A 25,416-nucleotide genomic window follows, 5' to 3' on the forward strand; every position below is an offset into this window, starting at 1 on the left:
CGTTCAGGTCAATCGATCTCGATGCCGGGGTGGTAGTCCGCGGCCGGGGTGATCTTCCAGCGCCCCGCCAGGGTCGCACCCAGCAGCGCCGCGCCGCCGCAACCGGCCACCACCGCCCAGTGGGCCATCCACTGGCCGTCGTAGGCGCCGAACATGCTGGCCCGGAAGGCCCGCACGACCCAGGTGAAGGGCAGATAGGGGTGCAGCGCCTGGAAGAAGGGGGTGGCCAGCTCGATCGGCAGGGTCGCACCGGCCGACGACAGCTGCACGATCAGCAGGATGATCCCGATCACCTTGCCCAGCTCGCCGAACCAGCGGACCAGCGCGAACAGGATGAGCAGGAAGGTCAGTGAGGCCGCGGCCACGGTGACGACAAAGGGGCCGAGGTCGTGCACGCGGATGTTCAGGATGCCCATCATCATCGCCGCCATCACCGCCGACTGGCCCAGCACCACGGCCGAGGGCCAGACCAGCTTGCCGATGACCTGGGCGGAGCGGCGCAGCCCGACCGCGGTGTCGGGCAGGCGGCGCAGGTTGAACAGCAGTGCCGCGGTCACCGCCCCGACCCACAGCGACATGGGCACGAAGTTCGGTGCAAAGCCCGCGCCGTCGTTGCCCACCGGGGCGACGATCTCGATCGCGGGCTCGACCGAATCGGCCAGCCCGCGGGCGCTGCCTTCGGGCAGGGGCACGTCGCCGGGCAGCGCATCGGCCAGCAGGGCCAGTCCGTCGCGCAGCTGGGCGCTGCCGGATTCCAGCCGGGCGAGTCCGGTGTGCAGCTGACCGTGTCCGCTCTGCAGCTTGCGCAGGCCGTCGCCCAGTGCCAGCGCGCCGCTGCCCAGCTGCTGCGCGCCGTGCGGCAGGGCGTCGACGCGGCTGTCCTCGGGCAGGGCGGTGGTGATCTGGTGCAAGGCGCCGCTGAACTGCAGGAAGTTGCTCGACACGCTCTGGATGCCGGTCTGCAGCTGCTGCATCCCGCCGATCAGCTGCTGGTTGCTGTCGTGCGCCTGGGTCAGACCCAGGCCGAGCAGCTCGACCCCGTCGTCGATCGCCTGGGCGCCCTCGGCCAGCCCGTCGCCGATCAGCGGGATCGGCTGGGTGCTGCGCTGCAGCGCCTGCGCGCCGGCCTTGAGCTGCCGGGTGCCCTGGTAAAGCTGTTCCAGGCCCTTGCCCAGCTCGGTCTGGCCCTGCACCAGACGCTGCGCGCCGGTTTTCAGCGGATCGAGGTCGGCCGCTGCCGGGCGGTGGCTGTCCAGCGTGCGCAGGCCCGAGGACAGCTGGCGCCAGCCGCCTGCGAACTGGGTGCTCGCGTCGGCCAGCTGGGTCGCGCCGCGCTGCACCTGCTGCACCGCCTCGCTCGCCTTGCCCAGCCCCACAGCCAGCTCGTCTGCGCCTTGCCGTGCCTGGTGGGTGCCGTCGGCCAGCAGCTGGCTGCCGGCATGCAGGTGCCCGACGCGGTCGCGCAGGGTGGCCAGATTCAGCTTCGAGCCTTGCGCCGTGGTCAGCACCATGTCCCAGCGCTGCTCGTTGAGCGCCTCGTTGACCCGGTGGGCCAGCTCCGGCGCAAAGCGCTTGGCAAAGCCGGCGCCGCTGTAGCTGTTGCCCTCGGAGGTGTAGATCACCAGCTTGGCCGCGCCCGCTTCGCGCCCCGGCACCGCCAGCTCGCTGAAGTTGGGCGGAATCAGCACGGCGAAGCTCAGCTCCCCCCGCCGCACGGCCCGCCGGGCCGACTCGGCATCGTCGAAGCGCTGCCACTGGAACAGCCCCTGGCGCAGCAGCGTCTGGCTGACGTCCTCGCCCATGTGCGAGGTCTGGCCGCGGAAGACCACCCCCGTGTCCGCATTGACCAGACCGGCCCGCAGGGCGCCGGTGCGTGTGCTCGGGTCCCACATGCTGGACAGGTAGATCAGCGCGTAGAGCGCCGGGATGAACAGGGCGCCGGCCACCACCAGTGCAAATCGGCGGTCCTGCGCGAGCAGCGTCCAGTCCGCACGGGCGAGCAGTCCCACCGCCCGCCACCAGCCCATGGTTTTGGTTCGTTTCTGATTGATCATTCTCACAAGTCTGGCCTTTGCGTACTTTCTTGGCTTTAGCACTCGCTGAGAGCGAGTGCTAAACTGAAAGGGAACTCCAGGACGCAAGCACAGTCTATGTCCACCATGCAACTGTCATCTTCCACTGCTCTTTCCTTGCGCGATCCGTGGGCCTTGGTGCCCTCGCTTGGCAATTTGGACGCCTACATCAGCGCCGTCAACCGGCTGCCGATGCTGACGGCCGAGGAAGAGTCGGGTCTGGCGCGCAAGCTGCGTGACAAGCAAGATCTGGACGCTGCCGGCCGGATGGTGCTGTCGCACCTGCGGCTGGTCGTGTCAGTGGCGCGCCAGTACCTCGGCTACGGTCTGCCGCATGGTGACCTGATCCAGGAAGGCAACGTCGGCCTGATGAAGGCCGTCAAGCGCTTCGACCCGGAGCAGGGCGTGCGTCTGGTCAGCTATGCGCTGCACTGGATCAAGGCCGAGATCCACGAATACATCCTGAAGAACTGGCGCATGGTCAAGGTCGCGACGACCAAGGCCCAGCGCAAGCTGTTCTTCAACCTGCGCTCGATGAAGCGCCAGTTCAAGGGCGAAGCCGCCGAGGGCGACACGCACCGCGCCGGCCTGTCCGAGGCCGAGATCGACAAGGTCGCCGCGCAACTGAACGTCAAGCGCGAAGAGGTCATCGAGATGGAAACCCGCTTCGCCGGTGGCGACGTGGCACTCGACCCCAGCGGCGATGACGACGACGACAACGCCTACGCCCCGATCGCCTACCTGGCTGACGACCGCCATGAGCCGACGCAGGCGATCGAGGCCCGCCACCGCGACGAACTCGCCGGCCCCGGTCTGCTGCGGGCGCTGGATGCGCTGGATGCGCGCAGCCGCCGCATCGTCGAGGAGCGCTGGCTCAAGGTCAACGACGACGGCTCCGGCGGCCTGACGCTGCACGATCTGGCCGCCGAGTACGGCGTCAGCGCCGAGCGCATTCGCCAGATCGAGGTCGCGGCGATGAAGAAGATGAAGAAGGCGCTGGTCGAGACCGCCTGATCTCATGGCCGCAGCGCATCGCGCGCTGCAGCGAACGCCCGCCAGAACCCCGCGTCCTGCGCCGTCGCGAAGTTGATCCGCATCCGCGTGCTCGGCTGGCGGCGCGCGTGGAAGAGGCTGCCGGGTGCCATCAGCCAGTCGGCGTCGAGCAGGCGCTGGGCGAGCTGCTCGGTGTCGACACCCGTCTCGACCCAGCCGAACAGCCCCTGTGGCGGACAGACAAAGCTGCAACCCGCCCCGAGCGCCAGCTGCACGCTGCGGTTGCGCGCCGCGTCCAGCCGGGCGCAGACCCGCTCGGCGTGGCGGCGCAGCTGCCCCTGTTCCAGACAGACCGCCACCGCCTGCTCCAGCAGCGCGGGCGTCGTCAGGCTCGACAGCAGCTTCACGTCGATCAGCCGCTCCACCTGCGATTCGGGCGCCGCCACATAGCCGACGCGCCAGCCCGGCGCCAGGATCTTCGAGAAGCCACTGACGTAGAAGGTGCGGCGCAGGCCATCGAGCGCGGACAGGCGCGGGGCGTGTGCCGGGGCGAGGTGGGCGTAGGTGTCGTCCTCCAGGATCTGCAGGTCGTGGTCCTGCGCGAGCTGCAGCAGGCGGTGCGCGGTGGACAGGCTCAGCATCCCGCCGGTCGGGTTGTGCAGCACCGAGACAGTGACATACAGCCGCGGGCGGTGTTCCCGCGCCAGTGCGTCCATCACCGCCAGATCGGGACCGTCCGGGCCGCGTGGCACCGGCAGCAAGCGCATCCCGAGGTGGGTCAGCCGGGCGTATTCGACCGACCATCCGGGCTCGTCCACCAGCACCGCGTCGCCGGGCGTGAGCAGCGTGCGTGACACCAGATCGAGCGCCTGCGTCGCGCCCACGGCGGTGATGATCTGCGACGGCGCAGCGCGCACGCCGAAGTCGGCGATGCGGTCGGACAGCGCGGCGCGCAGGCGCGGATCACCGGCCGGCTCGCCGTACTGCAGCGAGGCGGCGGCGTCGCCGAGGCCGCGGTCTTCGGTGAGCACCTTGCGCAGCGCGGCGTGCAGCATCGGCAGGTCGAGCCAGCTCGGCGGCAGCGTGCCCAGGCCCGGGCCGGGGCGCTGGCTGTTGCGACCGAGCATCCCGCGGATGAGCGCGCTGGCGTCGAAGGGCACGGTGGGTGGGGCGGGGGGATGGGCGGTGCTGGCCGCAGGCAGGTCGCGCCGCAGTTCGCGCACGAAGAAGCCGCGCTGCCGGCGCGCCTCGACCAGCCCCTGCGCGAGCAGCTGGTCGTAGGCCGCGACGACGGTGTGCGGGCTGACCGCATGCCGCCGCGCGCAGTCGCGTACCGAGGGCAGCCGGGCGCCGGGCGAGAGCAGGCGGTGGCGGATGTGCTGGGCGAAGTGGGCCGCGAGCTGTTCGGCCAGGGTCTGGTCGCTGCGGCGGCTGAGCTGGGGCGGGTTCATGGTGGCGATGCGGCCTGGATGGGGTCCGGTCGGATGTGTCGCTGCGGAGACCAGTACAGTGGTGAACAGTATCGGTGTCAAGTGTACTGGTACTGTGCTGCTATAGCGCCCTAGACTGGCGCCCATGCTCGCGATCACCGCCTCCGACTACCTCGCCTTGCTGGCGCTGGGCACGGCCATGTCCTTCACGCCCGGCCCCAACACGACGCTGTCCACCGCGATGGCCGCCAACCTCGGCCTGCGCCGGGCGATGCGCTTCTGTCTGGCGGTGCCGGTGGGCTGGGCGCTGATGCTGGGGCTGTGCAGCGTCGGGCTGGGCGCGGCGATCGCGGCGCAGCCGGTGCTGCGGATAGGCATCAAGGTGGTCGGCCTCAGCTACCTGCTGTGGCTGGCGTGGAAACTGACGCGCACGACGCAACTCGGGCAGGTCGATGCTGCGCGCCTGCAGGTCGGTTTCTGGCAGGGCGTGGCGCTGCAGTTCGTCAACATCAAGGGCTGGATGTTCGCGCTGTCGGTGACCGCTGGCTGGGTGCTGCCGGGGCCGGTGGGCGAGCGGCTGCTGGTGGTGCTGCCGACCATGGCGGCGTTTGCCTTCGCGAGCAACTTCACGTATGCCGTGGTCGGCGCACTGCTGCGGGGCTGGCTGGCGCAAGGGGCGCGGCTGGCGTGGTTCAACCGGGGCATGGCGGCCGTACTGGTGCTGACCGCCGTGTGGATGGGGCAGGCATGACGACGCACCAATCGAATCTCTCGCCAGAGAACCGCGGTCTGCTGCTGGGGCTGCTGGGCGTGGTGATCTTCGCCCTGACGCTGCCGATGACGCGGCTGGCGGTCGGCCCCGGCGAGGCGCCGCAGCTGCCGCCGCTGTTTGTCACCGCTGGGCGGGCGGCGGGGGCGGCGCTGCTGAGCGCGGTCTACCTCTGGCTGACCCGCGCCCCGTGGCCGACACGGCGCGATGCGCTGCCGCTGGCGGTGGCGGCGCTGGGCACGGTGCTCGGCTTTCCGCTGTTCATCGCGCTGGCGCTGCGCCAGGTGCCGTCGATGCACGCAGCGGTGATCACGGGCGTGCTGCCGCTGTTCACGGCGTCGGTAGCGGCGTGGCACCTGCGCCAGCGGCCGTCGAACGGGTTCTGGGTCTGCGCCGTGCTGGGCTGCGCGCTGGTGCTGGGCTTTGCGGCGGTGCAGGGCGGCGGGCATCTGGTCGCGGCGGACGGCCTGCTGCTGGGCGCGATGCTGAGTGCCGCGATCGGCTATGTCGCCGGGGCGCAGCTCTCGGCGCGCTGGCGGGCCGAGCACGTCATCTCGTGGGTGCTGGTCATCAGCCTGCCGCTGACGCTGCCGGTGGCGTGGTGGGTGCGGCCTGCCGTGCCGGCCGACATTTCTGCAGCGGCCTGGGGCGGCTTCGCCTATGTCACGGTGTTCTCGATGTGGCTGGGCTTCTTCGCCTGGTTCCGCGGGCTGGCGCTGGGCGGCATGGTGCGGGTCAGCCAGGTGCAGATGGTGCAACCCTTCCTCGCGCTGCTGCTGGCGGTGCCGGTGCTGGGCGAGCCTTTGCAGATGTCGACGCTGGTGTTTGCCGTCGCGGTGGTCGCGGTGGTGTTCATCGGGAAGAGAATGGCAGTCCACAAGGAACCACGCGCATGACTTTCGAACTCCCCCTCTGGAACCCCGCCCGCCGCGCGGCGCGGATGAACCCGTCCATCCTGCGCGAGATCCTCAAGGTCACCGACCGGCCGGGCATCCTGTCGCTGGCCGGCGGCCTGCCGTCGCCGGACACCTTTCCGGTCGAGGCGATGCGCGTGGCCTGCGACAAGGTGCTGCGCGAGACGCCGCGCGAAGCGCTGCAGTACGCCGCCAGCGAAGGCTTCATGCCGCTGCGCGAGTGGGTGGCCAGCCACCTGCGCGGACAGGGCATGACCGTCGACGCCGACCAGGTCCTCATCACCACCGGCTCGCAGCAGGGCCTGGACCTCGTGGCCAAGGTGCTGGTCGACGCCGGCGCGCCGGTCGCGGTCGAGGCGCCGACCTATCTGGGCGCCCTGCAGGCCTTCGCGCCGATGGAGCCGATCTTCGCCAGCATCCCCAGCGACGCGGACGGCCCGCTGCCCGAGGCGGTGGCCGCCCTGCCGCACGACGCGCCCGGCACGCGCTTCATGTATGTGCTGCCCAACTTCCAGAACCCGAGTGGCCGCGTCATGCCCGAGGCGCGGCGCGAGGCGCTGATCGCCGCGGCGAAGCAGGCCCGCGTGCCGCTGGTCGAGGACAACCCCTACGGCGACCTCTGGTACGACGCTCCGCCGCCCAAGACGCTGGCCGCGCGCTGGCCCGAGGGCGTGATCTACCTGGGCTCGTTCTCCAAGGTGCTGGCACCGGGCCTGCGCCTGGGCTATGTGGTGGCGCCGCGCGAACTCTTCCCCAAGCTGCTGCAGGCCAAGCAGGCGGCCGACCTGCACACGCCGGGCTTCAACCAGCGCGTGGTCTACGAGGTGATCCGCGACGGCTTCCTCGACCAGCATGTCCCCACCATCCGCGACCGCTACCGGGCCCAGCGCGATGCGATGCGCGAGGCGCTGCTGCAGCACCTGCCCGCCGGCAGCGAGTGGACGTCGCCGAGCGGCGGCATGTTCTGCTGGGTGCGGCTGCCCGAGGGCTGTGACGCCGTGGCGCTGCTGCCGAAGGCGGTCGACGAGGGCGTGGCCTTCGTGCCCGGTGCGGCGTTCTATGCCCACGCGCCCGATCCGCGCACGGTGCGCCTGTCCTTCGTGACGCTGACGCCGGACCAGATCCACACCGCTGTGGCCATCTTCGGCGCGGTGCTGAAACGCCACCTGACCGAGGACCAGCCGGAGCCGACGCCGTGAACAGCACCCCACGCGAGCGCCGCACCGCCGTGCTCGATGTCTTCACCGCGGAGCCGCTGAAGGGCAATCCGCTGGCGGTCGTCGTCGATGCCAACGGGCTGAGCGATGACCAGATGGCGGCGTACGCGCGCTGGACCAATCTGTCCGAAACGACCTTCCTGCTGCCGCCGACCGACCCGGGGGCGGACTACCGGGTGCGCATCTTCACGCCGGGTGGCGAGTTGCCCTTCGCGGGCCATCCGACGCTGGGCAGCTGCCAGGCGTGGCTGGATGCGGGTGGCGTGCCACGGCAGGCGGGCGTCGTGGTGCAGGAGTGCGGTGTCGGGCTGGTGCGTGTGCGGCAGGTCGACGGTGGATCGAATCGCCTGGCCTTCGCCGCGCCACCGCTGCGGCGCAGTGGTCCGGCCGAGCCTGAGGTGGTGGCGCAGGTGCTGCGTTCGCTGCGGCTGTCCGCCGACGCGGTGCTGCAGGTCGAGTGGATCGACAACGGTCCCGGCTGGCTCGGTGTGCGTCTGCACGACGCTGCCGCCGTGCGCGCGCTGGTGCCGGATTACGTGGCGATGCGCGGGCTCAATGTCGGCGTGGTCGGCGCGTGGCCGGAGGGCGGGGCGGTCGATGTGGAGGTGCGGGCCTTCGTGCCGGACCTCGGGGTGCCGGAAGACCCGGTCACGGGCAGCCTGAACGCCGGGCTTGCGCAGTGGCTGATCGGCGCCGGACAGTTGCCGGCGCGTTATGTCGCCGGGCAGGGCCACGCGCTGGGGCGCGATGGCCGGGTGCATGTCGAGCACATCGCCGAGGGCGACTGGGCTGGCGTCTGGATCGCCGGCGACGTGACCCGCTGCATCGCCGGAACGCTGCGGTTGTGATTCACTCCTTGCGGTAGTTGTCGTGACAGGCCTTGCAGGTCTGCGCGGCGGCGCCGAAGGCGGTCTTCAGTTGCGCCAGATCGCCGGTCTTGGCCGCGGCGTTGAGCTTGCCCATCTCTTCCTGCATCTTGGTCATGCCGCCCTTGAACTTGTCGGCTTCGGACCAGATTTCCGGCTTGGCGCGGGTCTCGCCCTTGTCGGTGCCGGCGATGAAGCCCGCCGCCGGCAGCGCGGACAGGTGGGTCAGCAGTTCGGCGTTCTCGGCAGCAGCCTTGGCGTCGAAGGGCGCCTTGTTGTTCACCATCGCACCGATGCGACCGAAGTGGTTGGCCATCACCGTGAAGGCGGCCTTGCGGTACTTGATCGCATCTTCGGGCTTCTGGAACTGGGCGCTGGCGGGCAGGGCCGCGAACAGGCCGGCGGTGGCGCACAGGGCGATGCACAGACGTTTCATTGGCAGAACTCCGGGTAGGGGCTGGCGCGGCCACATGGTCGCCGGACCAGTGTAGCCTCGCGTCCATGACCGGTTTTCATGCGAGGTAAAGCGATGGGGTCGACTAGGAGCGAGGTCGCCGACGGACTGCGTCCGGTGCGGGTCTGGGACTGGCCGACACGCCTGTTCCACTGGGGGCTGGCGCTGTGTGTCGTCGGGGCCGTGGTCAGCGCCAAGGTGGGCGGCAATGCAATGGAGTGGCACTTCCGGCTCGGGCTGGCGGTGCTGGCGCTGCTGGTGTTCCGCCTGATCTGGGGCGTGGTCGGCGGGCGCTGGTCGCGGTTCGCCAGCTTCCTCCATGCACCGGGCACCTTGCTGCGTTACGTGCGTGGTCAGGCCGGGCCGCAGGACCTGCTGGACGTCGGCCACAGCCCCACCGGGGCGCTGTCGGTGTTCGCGCTGCTCGGGCTGCTGGCGCTCCAGGTGTCGACCGGGCTGGTGGCCGATGACGAGATCGCCAGCACCGGGCCGCTGATCCGCTTCGTCGAGTCGACCACCTCGCTGGCGGCGACTTCGTGGCACAAGTCCTGGGGCCAGTGGCTGCTGCTGGGGCTGGTGCTGCTGCATGTGGCGGCGATCGCTGTCTACCAGCTGGTGTACGGACGCGATCTGGTCACGCCGATGCTGGTGGGCGACAAGCCGCTGCCGCCCGACGTGCCGGCGTCGGCCGACCACGCTGGCCGCTGGGTGCTGGCGCTGATCGCCTTGTCACTGGGTGTTGCACTGGCGTTGTGGGTGCAGGCGCAGGGCGGCTAGACTGCGGCCATGCACGTCCCCGAGACCCGCCTGATCGTGCCGGACACCCCGGCGCTGATCGAGGCCACGCGCGCCATCTTCCGCGAATACGCCGCCAGTCTGGCGGTCGATCTCTCGTTCCAGGGTTTCGACCAGGAATTGCGGGACCTCCCAGGGGAGTACGCCGAGCCCAACGGCTGCCTGCTGCTGGCGCTGGTCGATGGCGCGGTGGCTGGTTGCGGCGCCTACCGCCGCGTCACCGACGTCGATTACCCGAACGCCTGCGAGATGAAGCGGCTCTACGTGCGCCGGGCCTTCCGCCGCTTCGGTCTGGGGCGGCAGGTGGCGCAGGCGCTCATCGACGATGCCCGCCGGGCCCGCTATTCGTCGATGCTGCTCGACACGCTCGACGACATGGAGGCGGCGCGCGAGCTGTATGCGTCGCTGGGCTTCGTGGAGGTGCCGCCGTTCTACTTCAATCCGCTGCCCGGTGCGCATTACCTCTGCGTCGACCTCGACGGTGCACACAGCCGCTACTGAACGCTGAACGCACCCGCGGCCGGCCGGGTTACAGCGCGGTACGGCGTTAGCATCGCGGCCCGATTTTGACCACTTCCACCAAGCGAGCCGCCATGGATGCCGACCTGATCCACGCTGTCAGTCCCCCCTGCCTGCTGGGCGAATCGCCGATGTGGCACCCGCAGGAGCAGGCGCTCTACTGGTGCGACATTCCCGGCCGCCGCCTGCACCGACTGGATCCGGCCTCGGGCGAGACCCGGCAGTGGGACTTCCCCGTCGAGCCGGCCAGCTGTGCGCCCGTTCTGGGTGGCGGATTGCTGCTGGCGATGCGCGACGGACTGTGGCGCTTCGACCCGGCCTCCGGTACCCGCAGCCTGCTGGCCCGGCCGCCCTATGACCCGGCGACCGAGCGGTTCAACGATGGCAAGTGCGACCCGCAGGGACGGTTCTGGGTCGGCACCATCTACGAGCCGCGCGATCCGCCGCTGGCGGCCCTGTACTGCTGGGACCGGGGGGCGCTCGTTCGCCGGGCGGACGGCATCACGGTGTCCAACGGACTCGCCTGGAGCCTGGATGGCCGGACGATGTACTGGTCCGACACCAAGGCGCACACGGTGTTCGCCTTCGATTTCGACCCGGCGGATGGCGGACTGTCGGGGCGGCGCGTCTTCAGGACCTTTGCGCTGCGCGAGGCGGGGCAGTCGCTGGACACCTATGGCGGACGGCCGGACGGCGCGGCGGTCGATGTCGAAGGTTGCTACTGGGTGGCGATGTTCGAGGGGCAGCGGCTGTTGCGCCTGTCGCCGCAAGGCGAGGTGTTGCGCGAGGTGCGTCTGCCGGTGCGCTGCCCGACGATGCCGTGTTTTGGTGGCGCGGATCTGAAGACGCTCTATGTCACCACGGCGCGCGAGAAGCGTCCGGCGGAAGAGCTGGCGTTGGAGCCGCTGGCCGGGTGCGTGCTGGCCTTCCGGGTGGAGGTACCCGGTCTTCCGGTGCACCTGTCCGGGGGCTGAATGCCCAACGCCGGTGCGCCACCGGTGCAAGCGCTGCGTCAATGAACTTGAGCACAATCCGCCACTGGTCAGTCATGCAGTTCGCTGTGGCGTGATGGCTTGCACGTCCGGTCGAGTGTTGCTTTGGACGCACGTTTTGGGTGCACTGACGCGCCAATGCATCGTTTGGTCGGCGAAGGGCAAAGCAGTGGGGGTTTCCACGTATAATTCGATGGTTTTGCCGCAACTGCTCGTCAACAAACGTGAATCAGCGCACACCCATGCACAACGGCTTGCGCACTGATTCGGATGACGGTGCATCTGAGGCTGACGAAACAGAATTCAAGAGTCTGACGCGAGAAGAGGCGCAAGCCCTTCGAGCCCGACTCCCGCTGGTGTCTCCGTGGCGGGTGGTTGCTGCGCAAGCAGCAGTCGGTCTGGTGATGGCCGCTGTTTTCGGCGGTTTCATCGGGACGGGGGCGGCGGCTTGGTCTGCGTTGTATGGCGCAGCCACCGTGGTGGTGCCAACGGCCTTGCTGGCGCGTGGCATGGCCCGGGTGAGCCAGCTGTCGGAGGTGAAGGCGAATGTTGCGGCATTCAACTTCATGTTCTGGGAGTTCTTGAAAATTGGTGTCTCGGTGGTCATGCTGGCTGCCGCGGCAAAAGTCGTGCCGGACCTGAACTGGCCAGCCATGCTGGTCACGCTGGTCGTGTGCATGAAGATGAATTGGCTGGCCCTGCTATGGCAGGGTCGGGTGACAACCACTCGGTCTTAAGACAAGACACACGTTCGAGAGAAGACGATGGCTGCCGAAGAACACGTTGCAGAGCATGCACCGACCGCGGGGGAGTACATCTCCCACCACCTGACCCACCTGACCAGTCGTGCCCAGACCGGGATTGCGGATTTCTCGCTGAGCGATCCGGTCCTGAAGCTGGACTCGCTGTTCTTCTCGATCCTCCTGGGTGTGCTGGGCTGCTTCCTGCTGTGGAGCGTGGCGCGTCGCGTGACCTCCGGCGTGCCGGGTCGCATGCAGGCCGCCATCGAGTTCCTGGTCGAGATGGTGGACACGCAGGCCAAGGGCATCGTGCACAACGAAGAATCGCGCAAGGTCGTGGCGCCGCTCGCGCTGACCTCCTTCGTGTGGATCTTCCTGCTGAACGCGATGGACCTGCTGCCCCTGGATCTGCTGCCGACCCTGTGGGCCAAGATCTACGGTGCCATGGGCCATGACCCGGCCCACGCCTACCTGCGCATCGTGCCGACCGCCGACCTGTCGGTGACGCTGGGCATGTCGTTCACCGTGCTGCTGGCTTGCATCTACTACAGCATCAAGATCAAGGGCCTGGGCGGCTGGATCGCCGAGCTGTTCTCTGCACCGTTCCATGCACACGGCCCGGCGGCGATCCTGCTGGCGCCGATCAATTTCACGCTGCAGATCATCGAATTCGCAGCCAAGACCATCTCGCACGGCATGCGACTGTTCGGCAACATGTTTGCCGGCGAGTTGGTGTTCATGCTGATCGCGCTGATGGGCGCCGTGGGCTTCGGCTCGTTCGGTGGCATTGCACTGTGGTTCGGGCAGATCATCGCGGGCACTGCCTGGGCGATCTTCCACATCCTGATCATCACGTTGCAGGCCTTCATCTTCATGATGCTGACCCTGGTCTACGTCGGTCAGGCGCACGACAAGCACTGATCCAGTCGAGAAATCTGGCACAGTCTCGCCGGCTCCGCGGAGCCGGTGCAACTGGCGCCGGCCCCTCGGTTCACTTTCCCGTTCCCTTTTCCCTTTCCGTTCGTCAACAACCTCTCTTAGGAGCAATCATGGAAAACGTCCTCGGTCTCGTCGCTCTGGCTTGCGGCATCATCATCGGCCTGGGTGCTATCGGCGCCTGTATCGGTATCGCCCTGATGGGTGGCAAGTACCTCGAAGCTTCGGCCCGCCAGCCGGAACTGATGAACGAACTGCAGACCAAGATGTTCCTGCTGGCCGGTCTGATCGACGCTGCCTTCCTGATCGGCGTTGGTATCGCGATGCTGTTCGCCTTCGCGAACCCGTTCGTTCTGAAGTAATCGGTCTTTCTCGTCGTACGTCATCCCCCTAAACGAGAAAGGTCGAAGCCGTGAATCTGAACGCAACACTGTTGGCGCAGATCGTGGTCTTCGTGATCCTGTGGTGGTTCACGATGAAATTCGTGTGGCCACCGATCACGAAAGCGCTAGACGATCGGGCCAAGCTGGTCGCGAGCGGTCTGGCTGCGGCCGACAAGGCCAAGCTGGAACTGGCAGGCGCTAACAAGCGCGTCGAGGAACAGCTGGCTCAATCGCGCAACGAGACCGCCAAGCTGCTGTCAGACGCCGAAAAGCGTGGCCAGGCCATCGTCGACGAAGCCAAGCGTCGTGCCGAGGAGGAGGGCGCCAAGATCGTCGCCGCCGCCAAGGCTGAAGCAGACCAGCAGGCCATCCAGGCCCGCGAAGTCCTGCGCGACCAGGTCGCCGTCCTGGCTGTCAAGGGTGCAGAGCAAATCCTCAAGCGTGAAGTCAACGCCGGCGTCCACGCCGACCTGCTGACCCGCCTGAAGACGGAGCTGTAACCATGGCCGAACTCACTACCATCGCACGCCCCTACGCCGAAGCGCTCTACCAAGTGGCCCGCAAGGGCGACGTGGCGGCCTGGGGCAAGCAGATCGAGGCTCTGTCCCAAGTGGCTCAGAACCAGCTAGTGCGCCAGTTCGCCGACAGCCCCAAGGCGTCGGACGATCAGGTGGTCGATCTGGTCACCACCGCTGCACAGCTTCCGCTGGATGCCGGTGTGCAGAATTTTCTGCGCACGCTGGTGGCCAATGGTCGCCTCGTGGCACTGCCGGCGATCGCCGAGCAGTTCCACGCGCTGGTCAACGCCTCCTCTGGCGTCGCCGATGCCGTGATCTACAGTCCCTACCCGATCGAGCCGGCCCAGCTGGCAGACGTCGTGTCGAGTCTGGAGAAGCGCTTCGGACGAAAGCTTTCGGCCAGCGTCAAGCTGGAGCCGGAGCTGATCGGCGGCATCCGCGTGGTGGTGGGCGACGAGGTGCTCGACACCTCCGTCAAGGCCCGACTGGAACGCATGAAGGTGGCGCTGAGCGCTTGAGGCTTATGTACAGGCGCGTGACGACACGCATCGAATTCATCCCTGCGTCACGTCTGCCCTCTGCAAAGAGGCCGCTTGACCAGACTGGGAGCAAGCAATGCAACTGAATCCCGCAGAAATTTCCGAACTGATCAAGAGCCGTATCGAGGGCCTCGGCGTCGCCGCAGACATTCGCAACCAGGGTACCGTGGTGTCGGTGACGGACGGTATCGTCCGCGTCCACGGCCTGAGCGATGCCATGCAAGGCGAAATGCTCGAGTTCCCGGGCAACGTCTTCGGTCTGGCCCTGAACCTGGAGCGCGACTCCGTCGGCGCCGTGATCCTGGGCGAGTACGAAGGCATCTCCGAGGGCGACACGGTCAAGTGCACCGGCCGCATCCTGGAAGTGCCCGTCGGCCCGGAGCTGCTTGGCCGCGTGGTCAACGCGCTCGGTCAGCCGATCGACGGCAAAGGCCCGATCAACGCCAAGATGACGGACGTCATCGAGAAGGTCGCTCCGGGCGTGATCGCCCGGAAGTCGGTCGACCAGCCGGTGCAGACCGGTCTGAAGTCGATCGACTCGATGGTGCCGGTCGGCCGTGGTCAGCGCGAGCTGATCATTGGTGACCGCCAGACCGGCAAGACCGCCGTGGCCATCGACGCGATCATCAACCAGAAGGGCCAGAACATGGCCTGCATCTACGTCGCGATCGGCCAGAAGGCTTCGTCGATCAAGAACGTGGTGCGCTCGCTGGAAGCCGCTGGCGCGATGGACTACACCATCGTCGTCGCTGCGTCGGCGTCGGAATCGGCCGCCATGCAGTACGTGTCCGCCTACACCGGCTGCACGATGGGCGAGTACTTCCGCGACCGTGGCGAAGACGCCCTGATCGTGTATGACGACCTGTCCAAGCAGGCTGTGGCCTACCGCCAGGTGTCGCTGCTGCTGCGCCGTCCTCCGGGCCGCGAAGCCTTCCCCGGCGACGTGTTCTATCTCCACAGCCGCCTGCTCGAGCGCGCAGCCCGCGTGAATGCCGACTACGTCGAAGCGTTCACCAAGGGTGCCGTCAAGGGCAAGACCGGTTCGCTGACGGCCCTGCCGATCATCGAAACGCAAGCTGGTGACGTGTCCGCCTTCGTTCCGACCAACGTGATCTCGATCACCGACGGCCAGATCTTTCTGGAAACCAGCCTGTTCAACGCCGGCATCCGCCCCGCCATCAACGCCGGTATCTCGGTGTCGCGTGTGGGTTCGGCGGCACAGACCAAGCTGATCAAGGGCCTGTCCGGCGGTATCCGTACCGACCTGGCGCAGTACCGTGAGCTGGCCGCGTTCGCGCAGTTCGCTTCGGACCTGGACGAGTCCACCCGCAAGCAGCTCGACCGTGGCGCCCGCGTCACCGAACTGCTCAAGCAGGCGCAGTACTCGCCCCAGCCGATCAGCCTCATGGCTGCCACGCTGTACTCGGTCAACAAGGGCTTCATGGACGACATCGCAGTCAAGAGGATTCTTGCCTTCGAAAGCGGCCTGCACCAGTACCTGAAGACCAGCCACGGCGCGCTGCTGAAGAAGCTCGAAGACAACAAGGCCATGGACAAGGACGCGGAAGCCGAGCTGCAAGGCGCGATCGCTGCGTTCAAGAAGTCCTTCGCCTAAGCCAGGAGCATCGTCATGGCGGCAGGCAAGGAAATACGCGGCAAGATCAAATCGGTGGAGAACACCAGGAAGATCACCAAGGCCATGGAAATGGTGGCCGCGTCCAAGATGCGCAAGGCGCAGGAACGCATGCGCGCGGCTCGTCCGTACGCTGACAAGATCCGCAACATCACGGCCAACCTGTCGCGTGCGACCCCGGAGTACCACCATCCGTTCGTCGTCAAGAACAGCGGCACGGGTGCGGTGGGCGTCATCGTCGTCACGACCGACAAGGGCTTGTGCGGCGGGATGAACACCAACGTGCTGCGGGCGGTGACGACCAAGCTGCGTGAGTTCGAAGGCGCCAGCACCAAGGTGCAGGCGGTCGCGATCGGCAACAAGGGGTTCACCTTCCTGAACCGCGTCGGCGTCAAGGTCGTGTCGCATGTCACCCACCTCGGTGACACGCCACACCTCGACAAGCTGATCGGTCCGGTCAAGGTGCTGCTCGACCAGTACGCCGAAGGCAAGCTGGACGCTGTCTACCTCTGCTACACCCGCTTCCTCAACACGATGAAGCAGGAACCGCAGATCGAGCAGTTGCTGCCCCTGGCGGCCGAGCGTCTGGAGCAGTCGGCGAGCGAGAAGCAGGCCCACGGCTGGGACTACCTCTACGAGCCGGACGCCCAGTCGGTCATCGATGACCTGATGGTGCGTTACGCCGAGGCCCTGGTGTTCCAGGCGGTGGCCGAGAACATGGCGTCCGAGCAATCGGCGCGCATGGTGGCCATGAAGGCCGCGACCGACAACGCCGGCACGCTGATCAACGACCTGAAGCTGGTCTACAACAAGACCCGTCAGGCCGCGATCACCAAGGAACTCTCCGAGATTGTCAGCGGTGCGGCGGCGGTGGGTTGACCCAGCCACGCGACGACGAGACGCAACGAACCAAGATTGAAGGAACGAAAAATGGCGAACATTCAAGCCACTACTGGCGCAGTAGGCAAGATCGTTCAGTGCATCGGCGCCGTGGTGGACGTGGAATTCCCCCGCAACCAGATGCCGAAGATCTATGACGCACTGAAGCTGGATGGCAGCGCGCTGACCCTCGAAGTGCAGCAGCAGCTCGGCGACGGCGTGGTGCGTACCATTGCGCTGGGCTCGTCCGACGGCCTGCGCCGCGGTCTGGAAGTGCGCAACACGCGCGCTCCGATCATGGTGCCGGTCGGTCCGGCCACCCTGGGTCGGATCATGGACGTGCTGGGCAGCCCGATCGACGAACGTGGTCCGGTCAATGCCGAGCACACGGCGTCGATCCACCGCAAGGCCCCGGCCTATGACGAATTGAGCCCGTCGCAAGACCTGCTCGAAACCGGCATCAAGGTGATCGACCTGATCTGCCCGTTCGCCAAGGGCGGCAAGGTGGGTCTGTTCGGTGGCGCCGGCGTGGGCAAGACCGTGAACATGATGGAACTCATCAACAACATCGCCAAGGCCCACAGCGGTCTGTCGGTGTTCGCTGGTGTGGGCGAGCGGACCCGTGAAGGGAACGACTTCTACCACGAAATGGCCGATTCGGGCGTCGTGAACCTGGAAGATCTGGGCAAGTCCAAGGTCGCCATGGTCTACGGCCAGATGAACGAGCCGCCGGGCAACCGTCTGCGCGTGGCCCTGACCGGCCTGACCATCGCCGAGTCGTTCCGCGACGAAGGCAAGGACGTGCTCTTCTTCGTGGACAACATCTACCGCTACACGCTGGCCGGTACCGAAGTGTCCGCACTGCTGGGTCGCATGCCGTCCGCCGTGGGCTACCAGCCGACGCTGGCCGAGGAAATGGGCCGTCTGCAAGAGCGGATCACGTCGACCAAGGTCGGCTCGATCACCTCGATCCAGGCCGTCTACGTCCCTGCCGATGACTTGACCGACCCGTCGCCTGCCACGACCTTCGCCCACCTGGATGCCACCGTGGTGCTGTCGCGTGACATCGCCTCGCTCGGTATCTACCCGGCTGTGGATCCGCTGGATTCGAACAGCCGCCAGGTGGACCCGAACGTGGTTGGTGAAGAGCACTACAACACGACCCGTGCGGTGCAGCAGGTGCTGCAGCGCTACAAGGAACTGCGCGACATCATCGCCATTCTGGGCATGGACGAACTCGCGCCGGAAGACAAGCTGGCCGTGTCCCGTGCACGGAAGATCCAGCGTTTCCTGTCGCAGCCCTTCCACGTGGCTGAAGTGTTCACCGGCTCGCCCGGCAAGTACGTGCCGCTGAAGGAAACCATCCGCGGCTTCAAGATGATCGTCGCCGGCGAGTGCGATCACCTGCCGGAGCAGGCGTTCTACATGGTCGGCACCATCGACGAAGCCTTCGAAAAGGCGAAGAAGCTGCAGTGAACCCCGGTGGGCGGCGCACCGCAAGGCGCTCCGCCCCTGGTTTGCTGACTCCTCTTCAACCCCCTCAGAAGGAAGAACATGGCAACGATCCACGTTGACGTCGTTTCGGCAGAAAAATCGATCTTCTCGGGTGAAGCGAAGTTCGTCGCGCTGCCGGGTGAGAACGGCGAACTGGGCATCCTGCCCCGCCACACGCCGCTGATCACCCGCATCCGCCCCGGTGCGGTGCGCATCGAGCGCGCCGACAACGGTGAAGAAGAGTTCGTGTTCGTGGCTGGCGGCATTCTCGAAGTGCAGCCGGACCGCGTGACCGTGCTGGCCGACACCGCGATCCGCGGTCACGACCTCGACGAAGCCAAGGCTGTCGAAGCCAAGCGCATCGCCGAGGAAGCGATGAAGAACGCCAAGAGCGACATCGACCTGGCCCGTGCCCAGGGCGAGTTCGCTGCCATGGCTGCCCAGATCGCCGCGATCCAGAAGTTCCGCCGCAAGTAAGCAGCTCCGCTGCCCGACGCGCACCACCAAGCCCGCCCAGGTTCACGCCTGAGGCGGGTTTGGTCCGTCTGGTCTTGGATGGGCGCCGGCTTGGCGGTCCGCTGTTTCAGCGCAGATCGACCTGGTTGGGCAGTTCGTTGGGATTGCGCTGGTCGCCGCGCACCGGAAACCAGTGGCGCAGCGCCTCGTCGAGTGCGGCGATGGTCTGCTGCAGCGCGGTTTCATGCTGGCCCTGGCGCAGCAGCGGCTCCATGGCGGCAATCAGTGCCTGCCACTGGTCCGGGTCGATGTGCCGGTGCAGCCCGCGGTCGGCGACGATCTCCACCGCGCGGTCGGCCAGCAGCAGATAGACGAGCACGCCGTTGTTCTGCTCCGTGTCCCAGACCCGCAGCTTGCCGAACATCGACAGCGCCCGCTCCCGCGGACTGGCGCCTTCGCGCAGGTAGCGCCACGGCAGCGCGGCCTCGACGCACAGCCGGATCTCGCCGCTGTGGTGCAGCTCGCTCGCGGTGATGCGTGCTTCGAGGCGGGCGAGGGCCTCGGCGTCGAGCACGTGGGTGATGTCCGCGCGGTCGGACCAGAGGTGCCGGAGCCACTGGCGCCAGGGGCGGTGAAATCGGACGGTGGATCGATCGGTGGACATGTCGTGTGCGGCCTGTCGTGTCTTGTTCATGGAGCGTTCACCAGCCGCCGGACGCACCGCCGCCGCCAAAATCGCCCCCGCCACCGGACGAGAATCCGCCGCCACCAGAGCCGCCACCGCGGCCCCAGCCACCCCCACCGCCGCCGCCCCAGCCGCCAGGCATCGGCAGAGACCGGCCACGGCTGACGCTCGGCGAGATGAAGCTCATCACGCCCAACACCAGCGCGACGACCAGCCCGACGACCGCTGCCAGACCGGCGACCGCCAGACTGGTCGTCATCAGCCAGGTGAGGCCACCCGCGCCGGCGCTGGTCAGCAGCGGGCCGAGCTTGCGCCCGAAGATCCCGACCAGCGCGCGCGCGAACATCGGCAGCATGACCACCGTCAGCAGGATCCACATCATCGGGTCCGGGCCGTCCTGGGCGCTGCCGCCCTGGTCGGAGGCCGATGGTGCGGGCAGCCCTTCGCCCTTGATCAATCCCCCCAGCACGCGCACCGCCGACGACAGGCCGCCCGCGTAGTCGCCCTGGCGGAAGGCCGGCGTGATCTGCTCGTTGATGACCCGCTTGGCCATCAGGTCCGGGATGGCGCCTTCGAGTGTCTTGGCCACCTCGATGCGCACCTTGCGGTCCTGCGTGGCCACGACGATCAGCAGTCCGTCGCCCACCGTGCGGCGACCGATCTTCCAGGTGTCGCCCACGCGCTGCGCATAGGCGGCGATGTCCTCGGGCTGCGTGCTGCGCACGAGCAGGACCACCACCTGCGAGCCCGCTTCCCGCTCCAGCGCGGCCAGCTGGGCCACCAGGGCCTGGCGCTGCTCGGGCTGGAGCGTGCCGGTCTGGTCGATCACCCGGTCGGTGAGGGCGGGCACGGGCTGGATGTCCTGGGCATGGCTGCCAAAGGCCAGCAGCAGCCACAGTCCGAACGCGAACAGACCTCGCAGCAAGGCAGTCATGGCGTGCGACAAAGGTTTGGCTTACTTGGCCGCGGGCTTGTCGAAGCTCACGGCGGGCGGCAGGCTGATCTGCGCCTCGTTGGCCACGGCCAGATTCGGCTTGACCTCGTAGTGGAAGACCATCGCCGTCAGGTTGGTCGGGAAGCTGCGGGCCAGCACGTTGTATTCCTGCACCGTCTTGATGTAGCGGTTGCGCGCCACGGTGATGCGGTTCTCGGTGCCTTCGAGCTGCACACGCAGGTCCTGGAAGCCCTGGTTGGCCTTCAGGTTGGGGTAGTTCTCGGTCACGACCAGCAAGCGGCTCAGCGCGCCACTCAGTTCACCCTGCGCGGCCTGGAACTTCTTGAACGCCTCGGGGTTGTTGATCAGCTCCGGCGTGGCCTGGATGCTGGTCGCCTTGGCACGGGCCTCGACGACCTTGGTGAGGGTGTCCTGCTCGAAGCCGGCTTCGCCCTTGACGGTGGCGACGAGGTTGGGCACGAGGTCGGCACGGCGCTGGTACTGGTTCAGCACCTCGGACCAGCTGCCCTTCACATCCTCGTCCAGCTTCTGGAAATCGTTGTAGCCGCAGCCGGTCAGCGCCACGAGGGCCAGCACGCCGGCGAGTCGGCGCATCCAAGTACCAAATTGTTCCAACGCCATGATGCGTGCGCCTCCTAGACAGTGATGGGGTGGTGATGCGGTGTGTGGTGCGTGTGTGTAGGCACTGAACTGTGTCGTATTTCACGGCGTTGCACACAGTGGTGAGCTTACCTCAGTGCCATCAAGGGAGACCAGTGCTCCAGGATGGGGAGTTGAAGCGTGCTCGGACTGGAAATCTGATCCGGGGTGCTCATTTGGCCTATCATGGATGCTCATTTGAGTAGGTTTAGCCCATGCCCATCCTTCCCGCCGACAACTTGCCGACCGCCTGGAACTTCACCAGCACCTTCGACCTCGACCCGATCGAGCGCGTGCGGCTCATCAAGCAGGGCGCGCCGGCCACCGTCCCTGGCGTGATGGCCCGGCGCATGGGCATGAGCAAGGAGCGGCTGTACGCCACGCTCGGCCTGCCCCGTGCCACGGTCGAGCGCAAGGCCAGCCATGCGCAGTTGCTGTCGCCGGACGAGAGCGCGCGCGTGCTCGGCATCAGCCGCTTGATCGGGCAGGTGCAACGCATGGTCGAGGCCTCGGGGCAGGCCGAGGGGTTCGATGCCGCCGGCTGGGTGGCCCGCTGGCTGGAGCGGCCACTGCCCGCGCTCGATGGGCTGGCGCCGGCCACGCTCATGGACACCAGCGAGGGCCAGCAACTCGTCGCCAACCTGCTCAGCCGCGCCCAGACTGGCGCCTACGCATGAGCGCGGGTGCGGCCGTGTCGGTGCGGCTGTGGCGCATCGCAGCCGACACGCCGGATTGGGAGGCCCACGACCTCAGCGGCAAGGGCGCCGAGGTCAGCGGCGGTCGCTGGAACCGCAAGGGCCGGCCGGTGGTCTACGGCGCCAGCACGATCGCGCTGGCCGCGCTGGAAACCACGGTCCACCTGAACACCGATGATCTGCCGCTGAACCGGTTTGTCGTCTGCATCGAGGTGCCGGCGGACCTGTGGGCCGCGCGCGTCGTGTGCGATGCGGCAGGCTTGCCGGTCGGGTGGACGGCGCGGCCGGAAGGGAAGGTGTCGCTGGACATCGGTGATGCGTGGCTCGCCGGTGGAGCGTCGGCGCTGCTGGCCGTGCCGTCGGTGATCGTGCCGGAGGAATACAACCTGCTGATCAATCCGCGCCACCCCGACGCCGCCCGATTGCGCGCGGTCAAGGTGCGGCCCTGGTTCTTCGATGCACGAGGGCGCAGCGGCCGGTGAGCGCCTCCTACAATCGCGCTCATGTTTGCCCCCCTCCAAAACGACACCTTCCTGCGTGCCCTGCGCCGCCAGCCCACCGACCACACCCCCGTCTGGCTGATGCGCCAGGCCGGTCGCTACCTGCCCGAGTACTGCGCCACGCGCGCGAAGGCCGGCAGCTTCATGGGGCTGGCGACCAATGTGGACTACGCCACCGAGGTCACGCTGCAGCCGCTGGCGCGTTACCCGCTCGACGCCGCGATCCTGTTCTCGGACATCCTCACCGTGCCGGACGCGATGGGCCTGGGCCTGAGCTTCGCGCTGGGCGAGGGGCCGAAGTTCGCCAAGGTGGTGCGTGACGAGGCGGCGGTGGCGGAACTCGCCGTGCCGGACATGGACAAGCTGCGCTACGTCTTCGACGCGGTGACCTCCATCCGCAAGGCCCTGAACGGCCGTGTGCCACTGATCGGCTTCTCGGGCAGCCCGTGGACGCTGGCCTGCTACATGGTCGAAGGCGGCGGCAGCGACGACTACCGGCGCGTCAAGTCGCTGATGTACAGCCGCCCGGACCTCATGCACCGCATCCTGGCCATCAACGCCGACTCGGTGGCGGCCTACCTGAACGCCCAGATCGACGCCGGTGCCCAGGCCGTGATGGTGTTCGACAGCTGGGGTGGCGTGCTGGCCGACGGCGCCTTCCAGGAATTCAGCCTCGCCTACACCCGCCGCGTGCTGGCGCAACTGAAGCGCGAACACGATGGCGTGCAGATCCCGCGCATCGTCTTCACCAAGGGCGGCGGCCTCTGGCTCGACGAGATCGCCGAGCTGGACACCGACGGCATCGGCCTCGACTGGACGATGGACCTCGGCAAGGCCCGCGAGCGCGTCGGCCACAAGGTCGCGCTGCAGGGCAATCTGGACCCGAACGTGCTGTTCGCCAGTCCCGAACAGATCGACGCCCAAGCCTGCCGCGTGCTCGACCGCTTCGGTGCCCACCCCGGCCACATCTTCAACCTCGGCCACGGCATCAGCCAGTACACCCCGCCTGAAGCGGTCACCGTGCTGGTCGAGGCGGTGCACCGCCATTCCCGCGCGATCCGTGCGGCGGCAGCGGCCGGTGCGGCTTGAAATCCCAGGTTGCCTGTTTTTGAGGCAATCTAGGAAATTTCCTTGTGTGACAGGCACTTGACAGTGCTCTGACCAGCTTGCCCACAACCTTATCCACAGGATCGGTGGACATCCCTGCGATCCCGGCCCCGGCCACCACGGCCGCCGCCTGCCGGCTGCGCGTGCTGGTCGATCTGCCGCGGCACAGCCGGTTGGACGCGGTGCTGGACTACCTGGCCCCCGCGCCGTGGCCGGCCGGCACGCTGGTGCGGGTGCCGCTGGGCAAGCGCGAGGTCTGCGGCATCGTCTGGGGCTTGGTCGAGACGCCGGACCCTGCCGAGGCAGACGGCGAGGCCCCGGTCCTGCGCAGCGTGGTGCAGGCGCTGACCGATCTGCCCCCATTCACCCACGCCTGGCTGCGGCTGGTGGCGTTTGCAGCGTCCTATTACCAGCGCAGTCCGGGCGAGGTGGCCCTGAGTGCCTTGCCTCCCGATCTGCGGGATCTGGATGCGGTGCAACTGGCCCGCCGGCTCAAGCGGCTGGACAAGGCGCTGGCTTCGGCAGCCAAGGCCGCCGCGCAGGCGGGCACGCCCGAACGCCCCGCGCTCTCGCCCGAGCAGCAGCAGGTGCTCGACGTGCTGGCGGACGGCCCGCCACAGCCCAGCCTGCTGTTCGGCGCCACCGGCAGCGGCAAGACCGAGGTCTATCTGCGCGAGGCCGAGCGGGCGCTCGCCGCCGGACGGCAGGCGCTGGTGCTGGTGCCCGAGATCAACCTGACGCCACAGCTCGAAGCCCGCTTCGCCGAGCGCTTCCCCGACCGCTGCATCGTCTCGCTGCACAGCGGTCTGACCCCGGCGCAGCGCCTGCAGCACTGGCTGTCGGCGCACCTGGGCCGCGCTGATCTGGTGCTCGGCACGCGCATGGCGGTGTTCGCGTCCATGCCGCGACTCGGGCTGATCGTGGTCGACGAGGAGCACGACCCGTCCTACAAGCAGCAGGAGGGGGCGCGTTACTCGGCGCGCGATCTGGCGGTCTGGCGGGGCCGCCATGAACAGGTGCCGGTGCTGCTGGGCTCGGCCACGCCGTCGCTGGAGAGCTGGTACAACGCCGGCCCGGCCGATGCAGGGGGCGGGCGCTACCGCCGGCTGGTGATGCCGAGCCGCATCGGCGGTGGCGCCTTGCCGGCCGTGCGCGTGGTGGACCTGGCCCGCATCGCCGCGCAGTTCGGCAAGCAGGCCTTGCGTGCGCACCCGCTGGCGCCGCCGCTGCTGGACGCGCTGCGCGAGCGGCTCGACCGTGGCGAGCAGAGCCTCGTGCTGCTCAACCGCCGCGGCTATGCGCCGGTGCTGCACTGCACGAACTGCGGCTGGAAAAGCGCCTGCCCGCACTGCAGCGCCTGGCGCGTCTTCCACAAGCTCGACCGCACGCTGCGCTGCCACCACTGCGGTATCACCGAGCGGGTGCCGCGCGCCTGCCCGGACTGCGGCGATCCGGACATCCAGCCCATGGGCCGCGGCACCGAGCGGCTGGAGGAGCAGATCGCCGACCTGCTGCCCGGCGCCCGTGTCGGCCGCATCGACGCCGACAGCACCCGCGGCAAGGGCAGCCTGGAGCAGCAGCTGGCCAGCGTGCACGCCGGCGAGGTCGACGTGCTGGTCGGCACGCAGATGGTCGCCAAGGGCCACGACTTCCGCCGCATGACGCTGGTGGCGGCGGTGCAGGCGGACGCCGCGTTGTTCTCCAGCGACTTCCGGGCGCCGGAGCGGCTGTTCTCGCTGCTGATGCAGGCGGGCGGGCGCGCGGGGCGGGATGCGGCGCTGGCCGGGCGCAGCGAGGTGTGGATCCAGACCTGGCACCCCGAGCACGCGCTCTATGCGGCGCTGCGCCGGCACGACTACGAGGCCTTCGCCGCGTCGCAACTGGCCGAGCGCGAGTCCGCGGGGATGCCGCCGTTTTCCTTCCAGGCCCTGCTGCGGGCCGATGCGCGTACACCCGAAGCCGCAATGGCCTTTCTGGACGCGGCGGCGCTGCAGGCACAGGATCTGCCGGGTGCGCAGGAGGTGCTCGTCTACCCGCCGGTGCCCGCGCCGATCCACCGGGTGGCCGATGTCGAGCGGGCGCAGATGCTGATCGAGGCGGCCAGCCGGGTCGCACTGCACCGCTTGCTCGGGCAGTGGCTGCCCGGATTGCAGGGCCTGGCCTCCGCACCGGCGACGCGTGTTCTTCGATGGGCACTGGACGTTGATCCGCTCTCGATATAGAACAATCAATATTC

At 68.0% G+C, this 25,416-nt stretch carries 27 protein-coding genes; 21 read left to right on the top strand and 6 right to left on the bottom strand.

Features of this window, described 5'->3' with window-relative positions; all coding sequences use genetic code 11:
• Window positions 1-8: 8 nt before the first annotated feature.
• A complete protein-coding gene (locus AABN02_RS13725; protein ID WP_338415492.1) occupies window positions 9-2,009 on the bottom strand; it encodes a YhgE/Pip domain-containing protein in 2,001 nt (666 codons plus the stop codon).
• A 141-nt stretch (window positions 2,010-2,150) separates the two neighbouring features.
• Between AABN02_RS13725 and rpoH the strand changes: the two genes are divergently transcribed.
• Window positions 2,151-3,086 (top strand): RNA polymerase sigma factor RpoH, encoded by a 936-nt coding sequence (rpoH, locus tag AABN02_RS13730; RefSeq protein WP_338415493.1) that lies wholly within the window; start codon window positions 2,151-2,153, stop codon window positions 3,084-3,086.
• 2 nt (window positions 3,087-3,088) lie between these two features.
• On the opposite strand, the gene AABN02_RS13735 is transcribed toward rpoH, so the two are convergent.
• Entirely contained in the window at window positions 3,089-4,516 is a 1,428-nt protein-coding gene (locus AABN02_RS13735) for a PLP-dependent aminotransferase family protein (RefSeq protein ID WP_338415494.1), read from the bottom strand.
• Window positions 4,517-4,649: 133 nt separating this feature from the next.
• Between AABN02_RS13735 and AABN02_RS13740 the strand changes: the two genes are divergently transcribed.
• The 4 genes from AABN02_RS13740 to AABN02_RS13755 are packed head-to-tail and all read left to right on the top strand — an operon-like array spanning window position 4,650 to window position 8,243.
• On the top strand, window positions 4,650-5,246 hold the full coding sequence (locus AABN02_RS13740; protein ID WP_338415537.1) for a LysE family translocator: 597 nt from the start codon (window positions 4,650-4,652) through the stop codon (window positions 5,244-5,246).
• Window positions 5,243-6,160 (top strand): DMT family transporter, encoded by a 918-nt coding sequence (locus tag AABN02_RS13745; protein WP_338415495.1) that lies wholly within the window; start codon window positions 5,243-5,245, stop codon window positions 6,158-6,160. Before AABN02_RS13740 ends, AABN02_RS13745 begins: the two co-directional genes overlap by 4 nt.
• Complete coding sequence (locus AABN02_RS13750) at window positions 6,157-7,377, top strand: PLP-dependent aminotransferase family protein (protein ID WP_338415496.1); 1,221 nt, start codon at window positions 6,157-6,159, stop codon at window positions 7,375-7,377. Before AABN02_RS13745 ends, AABN02_RS13750 begins: the two co-directional genes overlap by 4 nt.
• Window positions 7,374-8,243, top strand: a complete 870-nt coding sequence (locus tag AABN02_RS13755) for a PhzF family phenazine biosynthesis protein (RefSeq protein ID WP_338415497.1) — start codon at window positions 7,374-7,376, stop codon at window positions 8,241-8,243. Before AABN02_RS13750 ends, AABN02_RS13755 begins: the two co-directional genes overlap by 4 nt.
• Window position 8,244: 1 nt before the next feature.
• On the opposite strand, the gene AABN02_RS13760 is transcribed toward AABN02_RS13755, so the two are convergent.
• Complete coding sequence (locus tag AABN02_RS13760; protein WP_338415498.1) at window positions 8,245-8,697, bottom strand: cytochrome c; 453 nt, start codon at window positions 8,695-8,697, stop codon at window positions 8,245-8,247.
• A 93-nt stretch (window positions 8,698-8,790) separates the two neighbouring features.
• Here AABN02_RS13760 and AABN02_RS13765 point away from each other — a divergent pair, with 93 nt between their 5' ends.
• From AABN02_RS13765 to AABN02_RS13820, 12 genes are all read left to right on the top strand, one after another.
• Window positions 8,791-9,492, top strand: coding sequence for a cytochrome b/b6 domain-containing protein (locus AABN02_RS13765; protein WP_338415499.1), 702 nt, complete (start codon window positions 8,791-8,793; stop codon window positions 9,490-9,492).
• Between the two features lie 9 nt (window positions 9,493-9,501).
• On the top strand, window positions 9,502-10,011 hold the full coding sequence (locus tag AABN02_RS13770) for a GNAT family N-acetyltransferase (RefSeq protein ID WP_338415500.1): 510 nt from the start codon (window positions 9,502-9,504) through the stop codon (window positions 10,009-10,011).
• A 92-nt stretch (window positions 10,012-10,103) separates the two neighbouring features.
• Window positions 10,104-11,003: an SMP-30/gluconolactonase/LRE family protein gene (locus tag AABN02_RS13775; RefSeq protein WP_338415501.1), complete on the top strand. Its 900-nt coding sequence runs from the start codon at window positions 10,104-10,106 to the stop codon at window positions 11,001-11,003.
• A gap of 260 nt (window positions 11,004-11,263) precedes the next feature.
• A complete protein-coding gene (locus tag AABN02_RS13780) occupies window positions 11,264-11,758 on the top strand; it encodes an ATP synthase subunit I (RefSeq protein ID WP_338415502.1) in 495 nt (164 codons plus the stop codon).
• A 27-nt stretch (window positions 11,759-11,785) separates the two neighbouring features.
• Window positions 11,786-12,682 carry a F0F1 ATP synthase subunit A gene (atpB, locus tag AABN02_RS13785; RefSeq protein WP_338415503.1) on the top strand — a complete coding sequence of 299 codons (897 nt, stop codon included), beginning with the start codon at window positions 11,786-11,788 and terminating at the stop codon, window positions 12,680-12,682.
• A gap of 128 nt (window positions 12,683-12,810) precedes the next feature.
• Complete coding sequence (atpE, locus tag AABN02_RS13790) at window positions 12,811-13,059, top strand: F0F1 ATP synthase subunit C (protein ID WP_012348532.1); 249 nt, start codon at window positions 12,811-12,813, stop codon at window positions 13,057-13,059.
• A gap of 50 nt (window positions 13,060-13,109) precedes the next feature.
• Window positions 13,110-13,580, top strand: coding sequence for a F0F1 ATP synthase subunit B (locus AABN02_RS13795; RefSeq protein ID WP_338415504.1), 471 nt, complete (start codon window positions 13,110-13,112; stop codon window positions 13,578-13,580).
• Window positions 13,581-13,582: 2 nt separating this feature from the next.
• Complete coding sequence (locus AABN02_RS13800) at window positions 13,583-14,116, top strand: F0F1 ATP synthase subunit delta (protein WP_338415505.1); 534 nt, start codon at window positions 13,583-13,585, stop codon at window positions 14,114-14,116.
• Between the two features lie 97 nt (window positions 14,117-14,213).
• Window positions 14,214-15,752, top strand: coding sequence for a F0F1 ATP synthase subunit alpha (gene atpA / locus AABN02_RS13805; RefSeq protein ID WP_338415506.1), 1,539 nt, complete (start codon window positions 14,214-14,216; stop codon window positions 15,750-15,752).
• Between the two features lie 15 nt (window positions 15,753-15,767).
• On the top strand, window positions 15,768-16,649 hold the full coding sequence (gene atpG / locus AABN02_RS13810; protein WP_338415507.1) for a F0F1 ATP synthase subunit gamma: 882 nt from the start codon (window positions 15,768-15,770) through the stop codon (window positions 16,647-16,649).
• 51 nt (window positions 16,650-16,700) lie between these two features.
• Window positions 16,701-18,125, top strand: a complete 1,425-nt coding sequence (atpD, locus tag AABN02_RS13815) for a F0F1 ATP synthase subunit beta (RefSeq protein WP_338415508.1) — start codon at window positions 16,701-16,703, stop codon at window positions 18,123-18,125.
• 78 nt (window positions 18,126-18,203) lie between these two features.
• The gene (locus tag AABN02_RS13820; RefSeq protein WP_338415509.1) at window positions 18,204-18,620 is read left to right on the top strand and encodes a F0F1 ATP synthase subunit epsilon; all 417 of its coding nucleotides are present in this window, start codon (window positions 18,204-18,206) and stop codon (window positions 18,618-18,620) included.
• Between the two features lie 106 nt (window positions 18,621-18,726).
• Here the strand turns inward: AABN02_RS13820 and AABN02_RS13825 are convergent, their stop codons facing one another.
• From AABN02_RS13825 to AABN02_RS13835, 3 genes are read right to left on the bottom strand one after another with little or no spacing between them, the layout of a single operon-like run.
• Window positions 18,727-19,293, bottom strand: a complete 567-nt coding sequence (locus tag AABN02_RS13825) for a TPM domain-containing protein (protein WP_338415510.1) — start codon at window positions 19,291-19,293, stop codon at window positions 18,727-18,729.
• A 7-nt stretch (window positions 19,294-19,300) separates the two neighbouring features.
• Window positions 19,301-20,218 (bottom strand): TPM domain-containing protein, encoded by a 918-nt coding sequence (locus AABN02_RS13830; protein ID WP_338415511.1) that lies wholly within the window; start codon window positions 20,216-20,218, stop codon window positions 19,301-19,303.
• 21 nt (window positions 20,219-20,239) lie between these two features.
• Complete coding sequence (locus AABN02_RS13835; RefSeq protein WP_338415512.1) at window positions 20,240-20,833, bottom strand: LemA family protein; 594 nt, start codon at window positions 20,831-20,833, stop codon at window positions 20,240-20,242.
• Between the two features lie 260 nt (window positions 20,834-21,093).
• Here AABN02_RS13835 and AABN02_RS13840 point away from each other — a divergent pair, with 260 nt between their 5' ends.
• The 4 genes from AABN02_RS13840 (at window position 21,094) to AABN02_RS13855 (ending at window position 25,402) form a co-directional block, all read left to right on the top strand.
• A complete protein-coding gene (locus tag AABN02_RS13840; protein ID WP_338415513.1) occupies window positions 21,094-21,555 on the top strand; it encodes an antitoxin Xre-like helix-turn-helix domain-containing protein in 462 nt (153 codons plus the stop codon).
• Window positions 21,552-22,055: an RES family NAD+ phosphorylase gene (locus AABN02_RS13845; RefSeq protein WP_338415514.1), complete on the top strand. Its 504-nt coding sequence runs from the start codon at window positions 21,552-21,554 to the stop codon at window positions 22,053-22,055. The genes AABN02_RS13840 and AABN02_RS13845 overlap by 4 nt, the downstream gene beginning before the upstream one ends.
• A 21-nt stretch (window positions 22,056-22,076) precedes the next feature.
• Window positions 22,077-23,162 (top strand): uroporphyrinogen decarboxylase, encoded by a 1,086-nt coding sequence (gene hemE / locus AABN02_RS13850; protein ID WP_338415515.1) that lies wholly within the window; start codon window positions 22,077-22,079, stop codon window positions 23,160-23,162.
• Window positions 23,163-23,266: 104 nt separating this feature from the next.
• Window positions 23,267-25,402, top strand: a complete 2,136-nt coding sequence (locus tag AABN02_RS13855; protein WP_338415516.1) for a primosomal protein N' — start codon at window positions 23,267-23,269, stop codon at window positions 25,400-25,402.
• The last annotated feature ends 14 nt before the right edge of the window (window positions 25,403-25,416 follow it).

Source organism: uncultured Sphaerotilus sp. (assembly GCF_963924895.1).
Lineage (GTDB): Bacteria > Pseudomonadota > Gammaproteobacteria > Burkholderiales > Burkholderiaceae_C > Sphaerotilus.

Bases quoted from the DNA above. Each gene is read 5' to 3' on its own strand.
- atpA (WP_338415506.1), top strand. From the start codon at position 14,214: ATGCAACTGAATCCCGCAGAAATTTCCGAACTGATCAAGAGCCGTATC.
- atpD (WP_338415508.1), top strand. From the start codon at position 16,701: ATGGCGAACATTCAAGCCACTACTGGCGCAGTAGGCAAGATCGTTCAG.
- AABN02_RS13800 (WP_338415505.1), top strand. From the start codon at position 13,583: ATGGCCGAACTCACTACCATCGCACGCCCCTACGCCGAAGCGCTCTAC.
- atpE (WP_012348532.1), top strand. From the start codon at position 12,811: ATGGAAAACGTCCTCGGTCTCGTCGCTCTGGCTTGCGGCATCATCATC.
- AABN02_RS13780 (WP_338415502.1), top strand. From the start codon at position 11,264: ATGCACAACGGCTTGCGCACTGATTCGGATGACGGTGCATCTGAGGCT.
- AABN02_RS13765 (WP_338415499.1), top strand. From the start codon at position 8,791: ATGGGGTCGACTAGGAGCGAGGTCGCCGACGGACTGCGTCCGGTGCGG.
- AABN02_RS13825 (WP_338415510.1), bottom strand. From the start codon at position 19,293: ATGAACAAGACACGACAGGCCGCACACGACATGTCCACCGATCGATCC.
- AABN02_RS13845 (WP_338415514.1), top strand. From the start codon at position 21,552: ATGAGCGCGGGTGCGGCCGTGTCGGTGCGGCTGTGGCGCATCGCAGCC.
- AABN02_RS13830 (WP_338415511.1), bottom strand. From the start codon at position 20,218: ATGACTGCCTTGCTGCGAGGTCTGTTCGCGTTCGGACTGTGGCTGCTG.
- AABN02_RS13735 (WP_338415494.1), bottom strand. From the start codon at position 4,516: ATGAACCCGCCCCAGCTCAGCCGCCGCAGCGACCAGACCCTGGCCGAA.
- AABN02_RS13745 (WP_338415495.1), top strand. From the start codon at position 5,243: ATGACGACGCACCAATCGAATCTCTCGCCAGAGAACCGCGGTCTGCTG.
- hemE (WP_338415515.1), top strand. From the start codon at position 22,077: ATGTTTGCCCCCCTCCAAAACGACACCTTCCTGCGTGCCCTGCGCCGC.
- AABN02_RS13750 (WP_338415496.1), top strand. From the start codon at position 6,157: ATGACTTTCGAACTCCCCCTCTGGAACCCCGCCCGCCGCGCGGCGCGG.
- AABN02_RS13760 (WP_338415498.1), bottom strand. From the start codon at position 8,697: ATGAAACGTCTGTGCATCGCCCTGTGCGCCACCGCCGGCCTGTTCGCG.
- AABN02_RS13840 (WP_338415513.1), top strand. From the start codon at position 21,094: ATGCCCATCCTTCCCGCCGACAACTTGCCGACCGCCTGGAACTTCACC.
- AABN02_RS13770 (WP_338415500.1), top strand. From the start codon at position 9,502: ATGCACGTCCCCGAGACCCGCCTGATCGTGCCGGACACCCCGGCGCTG.
- AABN02_RS13775 (WP_338415501.1), top strand. From the start codon at position 10,104: ATGGATGCCGACCTGATCCACGCTGTCAGTCCCCCCTGCCTGCTGGGC.
- AABN02_RS13835 (WP_338415512.1), bottom strand. From the start codon at position 20,833: ATGCGCCGACTCGCCGGCGTGCTGGCCCTCGTGGCGCTGACCGGCTGC.
- rpoH (WP_338415493.1), top strand. From the start codon at position 2,151: ATGTCCACCATGCAACTGTCATCTTCCACTGCTCTTTCCTTGCGCGAT.
- AABN02_RS13820 (WP_338415509.1), top strand. From the start codon at position 18,204: ATGGCAACGATCCACGTTGACGTCGTTTCGGCAGAAAAATCGATCTTC.
- atpB (WP_338415503.1), top strand. From the start codon at position 11,786: ATGGCTGCCGAAGAACACGTTGCAGAGCATGCACCGACCGCGGGGGAG.
- atpG (WP_338415507.1), top strand. From the start codon at position 15,768: ATGGCGGCAGGCAAGGAAATACGCGGCAAGATCAAATCGGTGGAGAAC.